At 71.1% G+C, this 17,583-nt stretch carries 11 protein-coding genes; 2 read left to right on the top strand and 9 right to left on the bottom strand.

The features are described from left to right. Positions 1-296 precede the first annotated feature (296 nt). The 9 genes from ACFVVA_RS36750 to eccD form a co-directional block, all read right to left on the bottom strand. On the bottom strand, positions 297-1,982 hold the full coding sequence (locus ACFVVA_RS36750; RefSeq protein WP_359911588.1) for a ribonuclease J: 1,686 nt from the start codon (positions 1,980-1,982) through the stop codon (positions 297-299). Positions 1,983-2,152: 170 nt separating this feature from the next. Beyond that, positions 2,153-3,052: a 4-hydroxy-tetrahydrodipicolinate synthase gene (gene dapA, locus ACFVVA_RS36745; RefSeq protein ID WP_387695039.1), complete on the bottom strand. Its 900-nt coding sequence runs from the start codon at positions 3,050-3,052 to the stop codon at positions 2,153-2,155. Between the two features lie 215 nt (positions 3,053-3,267). Then, positions 3,268-3,999, bottom strand: coding sequence for an FAD-dependent thymidylate synthase (thyX, locus tag ACFVVA_RS36740; RefSeq protein ID WP_387695038.1), 732 nt, complete (start codon positions 3,997-3,999; stop codon positions 3,268-3,270). Next, on the bottom strand, positions 3,996-4,454 hold the full coding sequence (locus ACFVVA_RS36735; protein ID WP_387695037.1) for a tetratricopeptide repeat protein: 459 nt from the start codon (positions 4,452-4,454) through the stop codon (positions 3,996-3,998). The genes thyX and ACFVVA_RS36735 overlap by 4 nt, the downstream gene beginning before the upstream one ends. 55 nt (positions 4,455-4,509) lie before the next feature. After that, positions 4,510-5,256 carry a 4-hydroxy-tetrahydrodipicolinate reductase gene (gene dapB, locus ACFVVA_RS36730; RefSeq protein ID WP_387695036.1) on the bottom strand — a complete coding sequence of 249 codons (747 nt, stop codon included), beginning with the start codon at positions 5,254-5,256 and terminating at the stop codon, positions 4,510-4,512. A gap of 32 nt (positions 5,257-5,288) precedes the next feature. Next, positions 5,289-6,620, bottom strand: a complete 1,332-nt coding sequence (locus ACFVVA_RS36725) for a pitrilysin family protein (protein WP_359911647.1) — start codon at positions 6,618-6,620, stop codon at positions 5,289-5,291. A 140-nt stretch (positions 6,621-6,760) separates the two neighbouring features. Beyond that, a complete protein-coding gene (locus tag ACFVVA_RS36720; protein ID WP_387695035.1) occupies positions 6,761-8,968 on the bottom strand; it encodes a polyribonucleotide nucleotidyltransferase in 2,208 nt (735 codons plus the stop codon). 455 nt (positions 8,969-9,423) lie between these two features. Then, the gene (gene rpsO, locus ACFVVA_RS36715; protein WP_031072625.1) at positions 9,424-9,714 is read right to left on the bottom strand and encodes a 30S ribosomal protein S15; all 291 of its coding nucleotides are present in this window, start codon (positions 9,712-9,714) and stop codon (positions 9,424-9,426) included. 223 nt (positions 9,715-9,937) lie between these two features. After that, positions 9,938-11,395, bottom strand: coding sequence for a type VII secretion integral membrane protein EccD (eccD, locus tag ACFVVA_RS36710; protein ID WP_387695034.1), 1,458 nt, complete (start codon positions 11,393-11,395; stop codon positions 9,938-9,940). Between the two features lie 359 nt (positions 11,396-11,754). On the opposite strand from eccD, the gene eccCa reads away from it, so the two are divergent. Beyond that, on the top strand, positions 11,755-15,699 hold the full coding sequence (gene eccCa, locus ACFVVA_RS36705) for a type VII secretion protein EccCa (RefSeq protein WP_387695033.1): 3,945 nt from the start codon (positions 11,755-11,757) through the stop codon (positions 15,697-15,699). A 466-nt stretch (positions 15,700-16,165) separates the two neighbouring features. Beyond that, complete coding sequence (locus ACFVVA_RS36700) at positions 16,166-17,569, top strand: APC family permease (RefSeq protein ID WP_380544936.1); 1,404 nt, start codon at positions 16,166-16,168, stop codon at positions 17,567-17,569. Positions 17,570-17,583: the final 14 nt, after the last annotated feature.

The raw sequence follows: 17,583 nt of genomic DNA, 5'->3' as shown, positions 1-17,583 counted from the left end.
AAGGAACGGACGCTTCCTTCGGACCGCCTTCCAGCGGACCCTCCGGGCTTCGTTCTTTCGTGTTTCCAGCTTATCAGATGTTTTCCGCTCCGTTTTCCGGAGTTTCATTCATTCGATTCGCTTTCGCCTTTCGGCGCTCCCGAACTCTATCAGAGTTTCTCGGTCCGTTTTCCCCGGTCGTTCTCGAATTCAGATTCGAGCCCGTTTCCGAGGGGCCGTCCCGTGGGGCAACCCGGAGAACATTACGCACCGGGTTGCCCCACGTCAAACCGGCCTCAGCCGGTGTTGAGCGGGCGTCAGACCTCGACGACGACCGGCAGGATCATCGGCCGGCGGCGGTAGTTGTCCGCGACCCACTTGCCGATGGTGCGGCGGACCAGCTGCTGCACCTGACGGGGCTCCAGGACACCGTCGCTCGCCGAGCGGTCCAGCGCCTCCTGGAGCTTGGCGGCCACCGGGACGAACGCGTTGTCGTCGATGCCGGAGCCGCGGGCCTGGATGGTCGGGCCACCGACGATCTTGCCGTTGGTCGAGTCGACCGCGACGAAGACCGAGATGAAGCCCTCCTCGCCGAGGATCCTGCGGTCCTTGAGCGAGGCCTCGGTGATGTCGCCGACCGAGGAGCCGTCCACGTAGACGTACCCGGCCTGCACCTTGCCGACGATGCGGGCGACGCCGCGCTCCAGGTCGACGCAGACACCGTCCTCGGCGATGACCACGCGGTTGCGCGGCACCCCGGTGGCGATGCCCAGCTCGGCGGCCGCGCGCAGGTGGCGCCACTCGCCGTGGACCGGCATCAGGTTGCGCGGCTTGCAGATGTTGAAGAAGTAGAGCAGCTCGCCGGCCGAGGCGTGGCCGGAGACGTGCACCTTGGCGTTGCCCTTGTGCACGACCTTGGCGCCCCAGCGGGTCAGGCCGTTGATCACCCGGTAGACGGCGTTCTCGTTGCCCGGGATGAGCGAGGAGGCCAGGACGACGGTGTCGCCCTCGACGATGCGGATCTGGTGGTCGCGGTTGGCCATCCGGGACAGCGCCGCCATCGGCTCGCCCTGCGAACCGGTGCAGATCAGCACGACCTCCTTGTCCGGCAGGTCGTCCAGCTGCTTGACGTCCACGACCATGTTGCCGGGGACCTTCAGGTAGCCGAGGTCGCGGGCGATGCCCATGTTGCGGACCATCGAGCGGCCGACGAAGGCGACCTTGCGCTTGTACTCGTGGGCCGCGTCCAGGACCTGCTGGATGCGGTGCACGTGGCTCGCGAAGGAGGCCACGATGATCCGCTTGTCGGCGTTCGCGAAGACGTTCCGCAGCGCCGCCGAGATGTCCCGCTCGTGCGGGATGAAGCCGGGGACCTCGGCGTTGGTGGAGTCCACCAGCAGGAGGTCCATGCCCTCCTCCGCCAGCTTGGCGAAGGTCGGCAGGTCGGTCAGGCGGCCGTCCAGCGGCAGCTGGTCCATCTTGAAGTCGCCGGTGGCCACGACCATGCCGGCCGGGGTGCGGACCGCGACCGCCAGGGCGTCCGGGATGGAGTGGTTGACGGCGATGAACTCGCAGTCGAAGGGGCCGATGCGCTCGCGCTCGCCCTCCTTGACCTCCAGCACGTACGGCCGGATGCGGTGCTCGGCGAGCTTGGCCTCGATCAGCGCCAGGGTCAGCTTGGAGCCGATCAGCGGGATGTCCGGGTTCTCCCGCAGGAGGAAGGGGACGGCGCCGATGTGGTCCTCGTGCCCGTGGGTGAGGACGATGCCGTCGACCTTGTCGAGACGGTCCCGGATGTAGCTGAAGTCCGGGAGGATCAGGTCCACGCCGGGCTGCTCGTCCTCGGGGAAGAGGACGCCGCAGTCGATGATCAGGATGCGGTCGCCGTACTCGAGGACCGTCATGTTGCGGCCGATCTCGCCGAGGCCGCCGAGCGGAGTGATGCGGAGGGCGCCCTCCTTCAGTGCCGGGGGCGCGCCGAGCTCGGGGTGCGGGTGGCTCAAAAGACTCTCCTCACGACGCACGCCATATGCCCGGGGTCCTCCCCCTGGAGACATATGGCGCGCGTACTCAGTGTCGTTTTCCTACTGGGTCTGTGCTCTCGCGCCTTCGGACCGGTTCAGCGGCGGACCCTGGGAGGTCCGGCGAGCCGGGGCGCGCACGTCCGTGTCTGTCAAAGGTGTACCCCGCCGGCGGCGAGATCCTGCTTCAATCGCTCGATCTCCTCGGGCGTCGCTCCGACCAGCGGCAGTCGCAGCGGGCCGGCGGGCAGGCCCTGGAGTTCCAGCGCGGCCTTGCCGAGGATCACGCCCTGGGTGCGGAACATACCGCTGAACACCGGGAGCAGGCGCTGGTGGATGCTCGTGGCCTTGACCACATCGCCCGCCAGGAAGGCCTCGATCATCGCCCGCAGGTCCCCGGCCACCACGTGCCCGACGACGCTGACCACGCCGACGGCTCCGACGGACAGCAGCGGCAGGTTGAGGATGTCGTCGCCGGAGTACCAGGCGAGGTCGGAGCGGGCGATCGCCCAGGCCGCGGCGCCGAGGTCGCCCTTGGCGTCCTTGTTGGCGACGATCCGCGGGTGCTCGCCGAGGCGGACCAGCGTCTCGTGGCTCAGCGCGACCCCGCTGCGGCCCGGGATGTCGTACAGCATGACCGGCAGCCCGGTCGCGTCGGCGACGGCGACGTTGTGCCGGTACAGGCCCTCCTGCGGGGGCTTGCTGTAGTACGGCGTGACGACCAGCAGGCCGTTCGCTCCGGCCGCCTCGGCCTGCCGGGCCAGCTCGACGCTGTGGTGGGTGTCGTTGGTCCCGACGCCGGCGACCACGTGGGCGCGGTCCCCGACCGCCTCGGCCACGGCGCGGACCAGCTGGGCCTTCTCGGCGTCGCTGGTGGTCGGGGACTCACCGGTGGTGCCGTTGACGACGAGGCCGTCGTTGCCGGAGTCCACGAGGTGCGTGGCGAGGCGCTGGGCGCCGTCGAGGTCGAGCGCGCCGTCGGCGGTGAACGGGGTGACCATGGCGGTCAGGACCCGGCCGAACGGCGTCTGGGGGGTGGAGGTCGGAGCCATGCGTCCAAAGCTACTCGTAGGCGGTGGGACGTTACCCATGCCGGTCCAGTGTTCGGACAGGTGTAGCGCGTCGGTGGCGCGGACGTGGGATTCCGGTGCTGCCCGCTCGGGGGTTCGGGCAGCACCGGAATCCGTGTTCACGAATGTAGGGAGCGGCTAGATAAGCCGCAATCCAGACATGCCAGACACTCTGCCCGTATGCCGGTCGTCCCAGGTCAGGGGGCGACCCGGCCATGCTTCTCGAAGGCCGCATGGGTGAGCGGCATGAGCCGGGCCCACTGCTCCTCCATCTGCTCGGCGACCATCTCGATCTCGCGCTGCGGGAAGGACGGCACCGCCGAGTTCTCCCGCCGGGTGCGCAGCGACAGGAAGTGCATCAGCGAACGCGAGTTGCAGGTCGCGTACATCGAGGAGAACAGGCCCACCGGCAGCACCGCGCGGGCCACCTCGCGGGCCACTCCGGCGGCCAGCATCTCCTGGTAGCGGGCGTAGGACTCGCGGTACGCGGCCTCCATCGCCCCGGTGGTGGTGCTGTGCTGCTCCGGCGTGCCCTCGTGGAACTCGTACTTGCCGGGGCGGCCCTGCTGGACCAGCTTGCGCTCCTCGCCCGGGACGTAGAAGACCGGCTGCAGCTCGCGGTAGCGGCCGGACTCCTCGTTGTACGACCAGCCGCTGCGGTGCCGGTGGAACTCCCGGAACACGAAGATCGGCGCGCTGATGAAGAAGGTCATCGAGTTGTGCTCGAACGGCGTGCCGTGCCGGTCGCGCATCAGGAAGTTGATCAGGCCCTTGGACTTCTCCGGGTCCTCCTGGAGGGCCTCCAGGGACTGCTCGCCCGCGGTCGAGACCCGGGCCGCCCAGATGACGTCCGAGTCGGCGGCGGCGCTGCGGACCAGCTCCACCGTCACGTCGCTGCGGAAGCTGGGGGCCGTCGGTTCGTCGCTCACGCGTTACTCCTTGCGGGTTCGGTGCTGTGCAGCTTGATGGCGTGCTGCATGGTCTTGCGGGCGCGCGGGGTGTCGCCGGCGTCGGCGTACGCCACGGCGAGGCGGAAGAAGGCCCGCCAGTCGCCCGGCGCGGCCTGTGCCTCGGCCTGGCGGCGGGCGAACACCGCGTCGGCCGAGGCCCGGTCGATCCGCCCGCCCTTGCTGCGCTTCAGCTCGTCCACCGGCAGGCCGCCCTCGGCCTCCAGTTCGTGGGCCAGCCGCTCGCTGGCCCGGCCGAAGCGGACGGTCTGGCGCAGGAACCACACGCCGATCACCGGGATCACGAAGGCGCAGATCCCGATGCCGATGCCGAGCGGCTTGCCGGTCGCGATCAGCTGGACGCCCTCGCCCACGCAGACCAGGGCGACCAGCAGCAGCACGCCGGACAGGACGAAGAAACCGGTGCGGGAGGTCATCGGGCCCCTCCGGGAATCGGCACGGTCTGGTTCGGCATGGTTCGGATCGACACTGTCACAGGTCCAGGAAGTGTTCGAGGCCGAAGGTCAGCCCCGGCGTCCCGACGACCTTGCGCACGCCCAGCAGGATGCCCGGCATGAAGCTGCTGTGGTGCAGCGAGTCGTGCCGGATGGTGAGCGTCTCACCGGTGTCGCCGAACATCACCTGCTGGTGGGCGAGCAGGCCGCGCAGCCGCACCGCGTGCACCGGCACCCCGTCCACGTCGGCGCCGCGCGCGCCGGGCAGGCTGTGGGTGGTCGGGTCCTGCTGCGGCGGCCGGCCGGCCTCGGCCCGGGCGGCGGCGATCAGCTGGGCGGTGCGGGTGGCGGTGCCGCTGGGCGCGTCGGCCTTGCGGTCGTGGTGCAGCTCGACCACCTCGACCGACTCGAAGTACCGGGCGGCGATCTGGGAGAACTTCATGCCGAGGATGGCACCGATGGAGAAGTTCGGGGCGATCAGCAGGCCGAGCTCCGGGGCCTCGGCCAGCCGGCCGCGAACGGTGGCGAGCCGCTCGTCCGTCCAGCCGGTGGTGCCGGTGACCACGTGGATGCCGTGGTCCAGGCAGTAGTCCAGGTTGCCCATCACCGAGTCCGGATGGGTCAGCTCGACGGCGACCTCGGCACCGGCCTCGGTCAGCTCCTCCAGCTTCGAGCCGCGGCCGAGGGCGGCCACCAGCTCCAGGTCCGGCGCGGCCTCGACGGCCTTGACCGCCTCGGAGCCGATCCGACCCCTGGCGCCGATCACGGCGACACGCAGCGTCATAGCAAAGTTCCTCTCACCTGGGAATCAGCGGATCAGACCAGCAGATCGGCGAGCTTGGCGGCCCGCTTGTCATTGACCGGGCCGATCAGCGCGAGCGACGGCCGGTGCGCGCCCAGCACATCACGCGCCACCGCGTGGACGTCCTCCAGGGTCACCGCGGCGATCCGCTCCAGCATGTCGTCCACCGACAGGTGGTGCCCGTAGCTGAGCTCGGCCTTGCCGATCCGGTTCATCAGCGAGCCGGTGTCCTCCATGCCGAGCACGGTGGACCCGGAGATCTGGCCGATCGCCCGGTTCAGCTCCTCCTCGGTGATGCCCTCCTCGACCACCTTGGCCAGCTCGGCGCGGCAGATCCGCAGCACCTCCTCGACCCGCTTGGGCTGGCAGCCCGCGTAGATGCCGAACAGGCCGCTGTCCGCGTAGGACGAGGAGTACGAGTAGACCGAGTACGCCAGGCCCCGCTTCTCGCGGACCTCCTGGAACAGCCGGGAGCTCATCCCGCCGCCGAGGGCCGCGTTGAGCACGCCCATCGCCCAGCGGCGCTCGTCGTGCCGCGGCACCCCGGGCACGCCCAGCACCAGGTGGGCCTGCTCGGTGGAGCGGTTGAGCACCTCGACCCGGCCGGCCGTGCGCAGCGCCTTGACGCCGCGGCGGGCTTCCGCGGGGGCCGCGGTGGAGGCCGCCAGCACCGCTGCGAAGGCCTGCTCGACCTGCTTCACCACCTTGCGGTGGTCGAGGTTGCCGGCCGCCGCGACGACCAGGTTCTCGGGCCGGTAGCGGCGGCGGTAGAAGCCGGCGATCTGGTCCCGGGTGAGCGTCCTGATGGTCTCCTGGGTGCCGAGGATCGGGCGGCCGAGCGGGCCGCTGCCGAAGATCACCTTGGCGAACAGGTCGTGCACCACGTCGCCCGGGTCGTCCTCGGCCATCGCCATCTCTTCCAGGATGACGCCGCGCTCGGACTCCACGTCCTCGGGCCGGATCAGCGAGCCGGTGAGCATGTCGCAGACCACGTCTATGGCCAGCGGCAGGTCGGTGTCCAGGACCCGGGCGTAGTAGCAGGTGTTCTCCTTCGCGGTGAAGGCGTTCATCTCGCCGCCGACCGCGTCCAGGGCGGCCGAGATGTCCAGCGCGCTGCGCCGCTCGGTGCCCTTGAAGAGCAGGTGCTCCAGGTAGTGGGTGGCACCGTTGAGCTGCGGGGTCTCGTCCCGCGAGCCGACGCCGACCCAGATGCCGAAGGTGGCGGAGCGCACCGTGGGCAGGGTCTCGGTGACGACCCGAAGGCCGCCGGGGAGGACGGTGCGGCGTACCGTCCCGGCGCCGTCGACGCCCTTGAGCAGGGTCCGGGTGGTGCCGGGACGCTGCATTACCGCCGGGGCCTGCGCCACGGGGGGTACCTCCAGAGGAAACGCACGTGTGGATGGGCACGTACGGACGAACGCGTGGACAACGGGGTGCGGCCCGCACGCCGGGAGGCGTACGGGCCGCGGGGTCAGCTAGCGGCGCTTCACTCGGAAGCGGCCTCGCCGCCCTCCTCGCCCTCGACGACCGGGATCAGGGAGAGCTTGCCGCGCGGGTCGATCTCGGCGATCTCGACCTGGACCTTGGCGCCGACGCCGAGGACGTCCTCGACGTTCTCGACGCGCTTGCCGCCGGCCAGCTTGCGGATCTGCGAGATGTGCAGCAGGCCGTCCTTGCCCGGCATCAGCGACACGAACGCGCCGAACGTCGTGGTCTTGACCACGGTGCCCAGGTAGCGCTCGCCGACCTCCGGCATGGTCGGGTTGGCGATCTGGTTGATCGTGGTGCGGGCGGCCTCGGCGGCCGGGCCGTCGGCGGCACCGATGTAGATGGTGCCGTCGTCCTCGATCGTGATCTCGGCGCCGGTGTCCTCCTGGATCTGGTTGATCATCTTGCCCTTGGGGCCGATGACCTCACCGATCTTGTCCACCGGGATCTTGATGGTGATGATGCGCGGCGCGTTCGGGGACATCTCGTCGGGCGAGTCGATGGCCTCGTTCATCACGTCGAGGATGTGCAGGCGGGCGTCCTTGGCCTGCTTCAGCGCGGCGGCGAGCACCGACGCCGGGATGCCGTTCAGCTTGGTGTCCAGCTGGAGGGCGGTGATGAAGTTGCGGGTACCGGCGACCTTGAAGTCCATGTCGCCGAACGCGTCCTCGGCGCCGAGGATGTCGGTCAGCGTGACGTAGTGGGTCTCGCCGTCGATCTCCTGCGAGATCAGGCCCATGGCGATGCCGGCGACGGCGGCCTTCAGCGGCACACCGGCGTTCAGCAGCGACATGGTCGAGGCGCAGACCGAGCCCATCGAGGTGGAGCCGTTGGAGCTGAGCGCCTCGGAGACCTGCCGGATGGCGTACGGGAACTCCTCGCGGGTCGGCAGCACCGGCAGCAGGGCGCGCTCGGCGAGCGCGCCGTGGCCGATCTCGCGGCGCTTGGGCGAGCCCACGCGGCCGGTCTCACCGACGGAGTACGGCGGGAAGTTGTAGTTGTGCATGTAGCGGCGGCGCGTCTCCGGGGAGAGCGTGTCCAGCTGCTGCTCCATGCGCAGCATGTTCAGCGTGGTGACGCCCAGGATCTGGGTCTCGCCGCGCTCGAACAGGGCCGAGCCGTGCACCCGCGGGATGGCCTCGACCTCGGCGGCCAGGGTGCGGATGTCGGTGACGCCGCGGCCGTCGATGCGGACCTTGTCCTTGATGACGCGCTCGCGGACGATCTTCTTGGTCAGCGCGTTGTAGGCGGCGCTGATCTCCTTCTCGCGGCCCTCGAACTCGGGCAGCAGCTTCTCGGCGGCCAGCGCCTTGACGCGGTCCAGCTCGTTGTTGCGCTCCTGCTTGCCCGCGATGGTCAGGGCCTGGGCGAGCTCGTCCTTGACGGCGGAGCTCAGCGCGGCGAGGACGTCGTCCTGGTAATCCAGGAAGACCGGGAACTCGCCGGTCGGCTTGGCAGCCTGGGCGGCCAGCTGCGACTGCGCGGCGCACAGGACCTTGATGAACGGCTTCGCGGCCTCCAGGCCGGAGGCGACGATCTCCTCGGTCGGCGCCTCGGCGCCGCCCTCGACCAGCTTGATGGTCTTGTCGGTGGCCTCGGCCTCGACCATCATGATCGCGACGTCGCCGTCCGGCAGGACGCGACCGGCGACGACCATGTCGAAGACGGCCGACTCCAGCTCGCTGTGGGTCGGGAAGGCCACCCACTGGCCGTTGATCAGCGCGACGCGCACGCCACCGATCGGGCCGGAGAACGGCAGGCCCGCCAGCTGGGTGGAGGCGGAGGCGGCGTTGATGGCGACCACGTCGTACAGGTGGTCGGGGTTGAGCGCCATCACGGTGACGACGACCTGGACCTCGTTGCGCAGGCCCTTGACGAAGGACGGGCGCAGCGGGCGGTCGATCAGGCGGCAGGTGAGGATCGCGTCCTCGGAGGGCCGGCCCTCGCGACGGAAGAACGAGCCGGGGATACGGCCCGCGGCGTACATCCGCTCCTCGACGTCCACGGTCAGCGGGAAGAAGTCGAAGTGCTCCTTCGGCTGCTTGGACGCGCTGGTGGCCGACAGCACCATGGTGTCGTCGTCCAGGTAGGCCACGGCGGAACCGGCGGCCTGACGGGCCAGACGGCCGGTCTCGAAGCGGATGGTACGGGTGCCGAAGGAACCGTTGTCGATCACGGCCTCGGCGTAGAACACGTTCTCTTCCACCTGGAAGATCTCCTCTTTCGTACGTCTCCGGGAGAGCGTCCCCGCGTGCTGCCTGCGGTGGGCCCCGGGCCCTCGCCAGGAGGGCGGCAGTCGGGCCGGTCTTCGATCGAAGCCTCCGGAGTGCCCCGCTCGGTCTGCGGGGGTTCCGACGGCCACTACCGAGGACCGGCGCCTCACGGCTGCCGGGCCGGCTGGGCGGTCCGCGTCTGGACGCTCTCTCGGATGCGGGCGGCTTCCGTTTGAAGCCTTCGTCCCGCGGGGGGGGTTCGGGTCCTTCTGCCCGGGTGGCGCGCTGTTTGCGCCATCACCCGGCATGCCCACAACCCTACGGTGCAATCCTCGGCCACCTGGGGAGGTGCGCGCGAGTTGTTATCTGCGGGCGCCGCGGCCCGATGGCCGCGGCATACGCGCGAGGGGCGGCTCCCCGGTGTGGGGAGCCGCCCCGAGCGGCGGTCTTAGCGGGCGCCACCGGCGGCACCGCGGCGGATGCCCAGGCGGTCGACGAGCGTACGGAAGCGCTCGATGTCCTTCTTGGCCAGGTACTGCAGCAGGCGGCGGCGCTGGCCGACCAGGATCAGCAGGCCACGACGCGAGTGGTGGTCGTGCTTGTGGGTCTTGAGGTGCTCGGTCAGGTCCGAGATGCGACGGGAGAGCATGGCCACCTGGACCTCGGGGGAACCGGTGTCGCCCTCCTTCTGGCCGAACTCGGCGAAGATCTGCTTCTTGACGTCAGAGGCGAGAGCCACTGCAACTCCTTCGGGTGTACCGAGCGGTCCTGGTCGACAGCACAGGACTCATCGAGAACTCGGTGTCGCGAGCACCGCCGACGCCCTGCGGCCCACGACGGGGCTGCGGACACACGGCTGCGCTCGGAGGCCAAGCGTACCAGTGCCGCCCCACCCGGCCGTCCGGGGGATCCGCAGGCGGCCGGGAGGGCGGCGGCGGGGGCCGCGGCGGGCGGCCCTCGGGTCAGCCGGTGGCGCCGCGGACCAGCCGGTAGATGTCCAGGACGGCGAGCGCCAGCGGGACGAGCGAGATCAGGGTGAGGCTGTCCACCAGGTCCAGGATGCGCCCCCAGAACGGGGAGACCCCGAGCCGCGGCACCACCAGGGCGATCGCGGTGAGCAGCGCGGCACCGAAGGCGATCGAGGCGGTCAGCCAGATCGTGCGCAGGTCGAGCTCGGTGGTGGAGCCGGCCGCCCGCAGGAAGAACTGCGGGGTGTGCAGGGAGAGCCCGACGATCAGCAGGCTCAGGCCGAGCAGGCCGGCCACGGTGAGGCTGAGCACCTGCGCGGTGTAGCGGAACAGCCGGGCGCGCAGCATGGTGGTCAGGCCCAGCGCGAGCGCGAGCAGCTCGGGGAAGGTCTCGTCGGTGAAGCCGAGGACGGCGCAGGCGCCGACCACGACCGCGGCGCAGCCGCCGACCAGGCCGACCAGCACCTCGTGGCCGCGGCGGGCCTGGTGCGCGATCCGCTCGTACTGGACGGCCTCGGCGCGCTCGGCCTCCTCGTCGTAGTCGCGGCTGCGGGTGCGGGTCTGGCCGGGGGCGCTGAAGCCGACCGGCAGCCGGGCGAAGCGGGCGGAGAGGCTCGGCAGGAAGCCGACCACGGCGACGGCGGCGACACCGGTGACGGCGGCGATGTGCCCGGCCGGGGTCTGCGGCAGCAGGACGGCCGCGAAGGTGGCGAGCGCGCCGGCGGTGGAGACCAGGGCGGCGGCGACGAACACCGCGTCCTTCTCCGGCAGCAGGCCGGCCAGCAGCACGGCGACCACCAGGACGGCGACGCAGCCGGCCAGGAACTGGAGCCGTCCGGGGCCGTCCCCCGGGTGGGCGACGGCGATGAGGCCGCTGCCGCCGATCATGGCGTGCGGCAGCGCGCCGAGGCCGAGCGCGACGGCCGCGTGGGCGTCCTGGTAGACCCGGGCGCGCACCCCGGCGAGCGCCGTGAGCACGACGGCGGTGACGCCGGCCAGGACACCGGGCAGGCCGTGCATGTCGTGGCGCAGGTCGGAGAACCAGAGCGCGAAGCCGAGCAGAGTGAGCAGCACCCCGGCGCCGATCAGGCCGAAGCCGCGCATCAGCTCGGCGGTCCAGAACCGGCGGTCGGCCTCGACGGCGCTGGCGATGGCGTCGGCGACGTCGTCGTAGACGGCCGGCGGGAGCGACTCGGCGAACGGGCGCAGCGCCAGCAGGTCACCGTCGCGGACCTGCTGGGCGGCCAGCGGCAGGCCGCTGTCGAGCACCGTGCCGTCGCGGCGGACCAGGTGGAAGCCGGTGGGAGTGCCGTCGGGCTGGCTCTGGTTGGCCAGGCGCAGCACCTCGGGGTAGACGTCCGCGAGCGGGACGTCCTCGGGCAGGGCGACGTCGATCCGGCGGTCCGGGGCGACGACGGTCACCCGGCAGTAGCCCGTCGCGGCGGCGCTCATGCGTCCACCTCGCTGCGCTCGCCCATGAGGGCACCCACCCCGATCCTTCGACGCACTTGGCGCTCCCCCTTGTTGACGGTGCCGAGGCACGGCGGCGCTCGGTGTTGCTGTGGAACCGGCCCGGCCGGGCCGCGAGTTGGCGCGGCGTTACCCTACCCGTTCGGTTCGTGTCCGCTGCCGGTGCGTACCGGGCCCTGGCGGGCGGTGCGGGGGCGACCGTTAGGATCGGCGCCTGCGCAAAGGTACGGGGGCTGCGCTGGGTGGGGCGTCCTCAGCCACCGGATTCCCGTACGGACCGTACGCAATCGCGTGAGGGCTGATACCGAAGTGATCGATCGACGCCGCGGGGTGGATGACACATGGGTGTGATCACGGTCAAGCGACCGGCCAGGGCGTATCCGCCCACCGTGCCGGACGAACCGGTGGAGCTGGTCAGCCCGCCCGAACTGCCCCGGCAGGGCGGCGAGGACTGGCTGATGAGCATCCTGCCGATGATGGGCATGGGTGGCTCGGCGGTGTTCTTCTTCTCGCCGGGGGCCGCGGCGCCGATGAAGATCATGGGCGGTCTGATGATCGCCTCGACGCTCGGCATGGTGCTGGCGCAGATCGTCCGGGCCCGCAAGGGCGGTTCGACCGCGATGGCGGACGAGCGGCGCGACTACCTGAAGTACCTCCAGCAGACCCGCCGCCAGGTGCGCCGCACGGCGGAGCGCCAGCGCGGCGCGCTGCTGTTCCTGAACCCGGCGCCGGACCAGCTCTGGTCGATCGTCGAGGACGGCCGGCGGCTGTGGGAACGGCGGACCGGGGACGGCGACTTCGCGCAGATCCGGGTGGGCCTCGGGCCGGTGCAGCTGTCCACGCCGCTGGTGGCGCCGCAGACCGCGCCGATGGACGAGCTGGAGCCGCTGTCGGCGGCCGCGATGCACTCCTTCCTGAAGGCCCACGGCACCCTCCAGGACCTGCCCCTGGCGGTCTCGCTGCGGGCGTTCTACCACATCACGGTGTGCGGGGACCCGGACTCGGTGTACGGGAACGTGCGCGCGATGATCGCCCAGCTGACCACCCTGCACTCGCCGGACGACCTGATGGTCGCGGTCGCGGCCGCGCCCGGTGCGGCCGAGGAGTGGGAGTGGACCAAGTGGCTCCCGCACAACCAGCACCGCAAGGAGGCCGACGGCGCGGGCTCGCGCCGGCTGTTCGCGAGCGACCTGGGCGACCTGGAGTACCTGCTCCAGGACGAACTGGCCGGCCGCCAGCGCTTCGTGCGGGAGGTGGCACCGCCCTCCGACCAGCCGCACCTGGTGGTCGTCATGGACGGCGCCGGGGTGCCGCACGAATCGCTGCTGGCGAGCCCGGAGGGCGTGCAGGGCGTGACGGTCATCGAGGTGGTTCCGGGCGAGGTCGACGAGCCCAGCGGGCACCTGATGGTGACGGTCGGCGCCGAGGAGCTGGTGCTGCGCTCGGCCTCCGGCGCGACGTACACCGGCAAGCCCGATCTGCTCTCGGTGTGGCAGTCCGAGGCGCTGGCCCGGCAGTTGGCGCCGTACCGGATCTCGGCCGGCGGGGACGACGAGCCGCTGCTGTCCAACCTCGACTTCACCGACATGATGGGCTCGGGCGACCCGGGCTCCTTCGACGTGGCCCGCAGCTGGCGCCCGCGCGCCCAGCACGAGCGGATGCGGGTGCCGATCGGCGTCGGCGCCAACGGCGAGCAGGTCCACCTGGACATCAAGGAGGCCGCGCTGGAGGGCATGGGCCCGCACGGCCTGTGCGTGGGCGCGACCGGTTCCGGCAAGTCGGAGCTGCTGCGCACGCTGGTGCTGGCACTGGCGATGACCCACTCCTCGGAGATCCTGAACTTCGTCCTCGCCGACTTCAAGGGCGGTGCGACCTTCTCCGGCATGGCGGACATGCCGCACACCTCCGCGGTGATCACCAACCTGGAGGGCGAACTCACCCTGGTCGACCGCATGCGCGACGCGATCGAGGGCGAGCTGCACCGCCGCCAGGAACTGCTGCGCTCGGCGGGCAACTACGCCAACATCCACGAGTACGAGCGGGCCCGGGCGGCCGGCGCGGCACTGGACCCGCTGCCCTCGCTGGTGCTGATCATCGACGAGTTCTCCGAACTCCTCACCGCCAAGCCCGACTTCATCGAGATGTTCATCCAGATCGGCCGGATCGGCCGCTCGCTGGGCGTGCACCTGCTGCTGGCCTCGCAGCGCCTGGAGGAGGGCAAGCTGCGCGGCCTGGACACCTACCTGTCGTACCGGATCGGTCTGCGCACCTTCTCGGCCGCGGAGTCCCGGGCGGCGATCGGCGTACCGGACGCCTACCACCTGCCGCCGGTGCCGGGCGTCGGCTACCTCAAGTTCGGCGAGGACGTGATGGACCGGTTCAAGGCCGCCTACGTCTCGGGGCCGTACCGGGCACCGGGGCAGCAGCGGTCGACCGGCGGGCGGCGGGTCAACGCGCGCCCGGTGGAGTTCACCGCGACCTTCGTGGACCTGCCGGACCCGGTGGAGGAGGAGGTCGCACCGCAGGCCCCGGAGCAGGACGACGCCCTGGTGGACACCGTGCTGGACGTGTTCGTCCAGCGGATGGCCGGCCAGGGCCCGGCCGCGCACCAGGTGTGGCTGCCGCCGCTGGAGGAGGCGCCGAGCACGGACCACCTGCTGCCGCCGCTGCAGGTCGTGCCGGAGCGCGGACTGACCGCGCCCGGTTACCCGGCGGGCCGGCTGCGGGTGCCGATCGGCATCGTCGACAAGCCGCGCGAGCAGAAGACGGACATCCTGGAGGTCGACTACGCGGGGGCGGCCGGCCACGGCCTGATCGTGGGCGGCCCGCGCTCCGGCAAGTCCACCGTGGTGCGCACCACGGTGGCCTCGTTCGGCCTCACCCACACCCCGCTGGAGGTGCAGTTCTACCTGCTCGACTTCGGCGCGGGCAGCTTCCAGTCGCTCGCCGGCCTGCCGCACGTCGGCGGGGTGGCCGGGCGCCTGGACGTGGACAAGGTGCGCCGGATGGTCTCCGAGGTGCACGGGGTGCTCAACCGGCGCGAGGAGCTGTTCCGGGCCGCCGGGATCGACACCATCGGCACCTACCGGGCCCGCCGGGCGGCCGGCCAGCTGCCGGACGAGGCCTTCGGCGACGTCTTCCTGGTGATCGACGGCTGGAACACCTTCAAGCAGGAGTTCGAGGGCCTGGAGCCGGTGATCGGCGACATCGCCCAGCGCGGCCTCGGCTACGGCGTGCACCTGGTCATCACCGCGGCCCGGTACGCCGAGGTGCGCCCGGCGCTGAAGGACCTGCTGCAGAACCGCACCGAGCTCAAGCTCGGTGACGCGATGGAGTCCGAGGTCGACCGCCGGGTGGCGCAGAACGTCCCGCCGCTGGCCGGGCGCGGCATCACCCCGGAGCGGCTGCACTTCCTGTCCGGGCTGCCGCGCCTGGACGGCTCCTCCTCGGTGGACGACCTGCAGACCGGGGTGGCCGGGCTGGTCAGCGCCATCGACGGGGCCTGGACCGGCCCGCGCGCCCCGCAGGTGCGGATGCTGCCGGCCGTGCTGGACGGCCACTCGCTGCCGAAGGGCTTCGAGCACCCGGAGCGCGGCGTCGCCTTCGGCGTGGACGAGGCGGAGCTGGCGCCGGTCTTCGTCAACTTCGAGACCGACCCGCTGTTCATCGTCTTCGGCGACACCGAGTCCGGGAAGTCGGCGGTGCTGCGGATGCTGATCAAGCAGATCACCGAGCGCTACACCCCGGACCAGGCGGGCATCGTGGTCGGCGACTACCGGCGCGCGCTGCTCGGCACCGTGCCGCCGGAGTACCTGGTGGAGTACGCGGCCGCGCAGCCGGCCATGGCGGCCATCGTCGACATGCTGCGCGGCGCCTGCTCGCGCCGCCTGCCGGGCCCGGACGTGACCGCCGAGCAGCTGCGCAACCGCAGCTGGTACAGCGGCAAGGACATGTTCGTGATCGTCGACGACTACGAGCTGGTCTCGACGAGCTCGGGCAACCCGCTGGCCCCGCTGGCCGAGTTCCTGCCGTTCGCCCGCGACATCGGCCTGCGGGTGATCGTGGCCCGCAGCGCGGGCGGCGCCGGCCGCTCGCTGTACGAGCCGGTGCTGCAGCGGATGCGCGAGCTCGGCGGCCAGGGCGTGATCCTCTCCGGCAACCGGGACGAGGGCGCGCTGCTGGGGACGGTCAAGCCGCAGGCGCTGCCGCCGGGCCGGGGCGTCTACGTGTCACGCCGGGTGACCAGCGGGCAGATGGTCCAGACGGGCTGGCTGCCGGTGGCGTAGCCGCGTCGGCCGTCACGGACGGTGAGCGAAGGGGTCGGACCCGTGGGGTCCGGCCCCTTCGGCGTCCCAGGTTCCGAAACGTTACCTGGCACTTTCCGGGTGGGGGCTGCGGTTCCCGTACCCGGCCGGGGAGTTGCCGGGCGCTTCGGGGGCACCTGGGCGTGTCGCCGTCCATCCGGAGTACGGCCTTTGAATCACGCTGCTCCCCCTTTGTTCACCTTCGATTCAATTGCAATGTGGCCGAGGTAACAAGTCGGACAAAGCTCGCAATGACCGAAAGTGATCATCGGATCGCATGTCCGCACCCCTCACCGCAACGGATTCCGAAGCAGTTCCGGCGTTGACGCAATCAATACGCCCAAGGTTCCATGGCGGCCAGGGAGCGACTGGAACCGGACACCGAGCAACCAGCCAGCGGAGGCGATACCGCTCCCACTCCAGCACCGCAGAGCCGATCGGAAGCCACATGACCGACACGCTTCGTCCGCCACAGAACGTAGCCGCCCCGGCGGCCGAGGCGGCCGCGCCCCAGCAGCTCAAGCGCTCGATCGGCGTGGTGGGCGGGACCCTGCTCACGCTGTCCTGCGTCACGCCCGCCTCGACGCTCTTCGTGATCGTGCCGGAACTGTTCTCCAGCATCGGCAGCGCCACCGCACTGGCCATCGCGATCGGCACCGTGCTCTGCGTCGCGGTCGCGTTCTGCTACTCCGAGCTCGGCACCCTGATCCCCAGCGCCGGCGGCGAGTACGCGATGGTCGGCACCCTCGCCGGACGGCTGATGGGCTGGCTGGTCTTCGTGCTCTCGCTGATCGTGGTGATGATCGTCCCGTCGGTCATCGCCCTCGGCACCGCCGACTACCTCGCCCCCGTCCTGCACCTGGACAAGGCCATGACCGGCGCCGCCGTGATGCTGGCCGCCACTCTGGCCGGCCTGCTCGACCTGCGCGCCAACGCCTGGATCACCGGCATCTTCCTGGTCCTGGAGGTCATCGCGGCCGGCGTGGTCTCGGTGCTCGGCTTCGCCCACACCAACAGCGGGGCCCCCAGCCTGCTGCACGGCGTGGTCACCGGGGACAACGGCGCCACCACCACGGTCAGCGTGGGCGCCATCGTCGGCGCGCTCGGCATCGCCCTGTTCATCACCCAGGGCTTCTCCACCGCGGTCTACCTGTCGGAGGAGCTGGAGAACCCCCGCCGCAACGTCTCGCGCACCGTGCTGTGGACGCTCGGCATCTCCTCGGCCATCATCCTGGTCCCGGTCGTCGCCATCACCATGGGCGCCCCCGACCTCCAGACCCTGTCCGCCGGCGACATCTCCGGCATGGTCACCGCCTGGAGCAACTCCGCGGTCGGCACCTTCATCAGCCTCTGCGTCGCGCTGGCCATCATCAACGCCGGCATCGTCATGGTCATCCAGAACTCCCGGGTGCTGTTCGCCTCCGCCCGCGACAAGGCCTGGCCGGAGCCGGTCAACAAGGCCTTCGGCACCCTCGGCCGCTTCGGCTCGCCGTGGATCGCCACCCTCGCGGTCGGCCTGCCCGGCGCCGCGCTCTGCTTCGTCAAGGGCGAACTGCTGAGCAACATCACCGGCGTCGCCGTCACCGGGATGTACCTGCTGGTCGCGATCGCCGCGCTGCTCTCCCGCCGCGCCCACCACAAGCACGCCGCCGCCTGGCGGATGCCGCTGTGGCCGGCCGTCCCGGTCGTGCTGATCGCCGTCCTGGTCTACGTCATGACCAAGCTGGACACCGAGCCCCTGCTGTGGACCGGCGGCATCACCGCCGCCGCCACCCTCTACTGGCTGTTCTACCTGCGCCCCCGGCAGGACACCCGCTGGGTGATCAGCCTCCCCGAGGACCAGCAGGACTGACCCCCACCCCTCCC

The sequence above is a fragment of the Kitasatospora sp. NPDC058048 genome, from assembly GCF_042885555.1.
Lineage (GTDB): Bacteria > Actinomycetota > Actinomycetes > Streptomycetales > Streptomycetaceae > Kitasatospora > Kitasatospora lactacystinica.
Note: the sequence above shows the minus strand (reverse complement) of the source record. Positions and strands in the feature narration are given on the sequence as shown.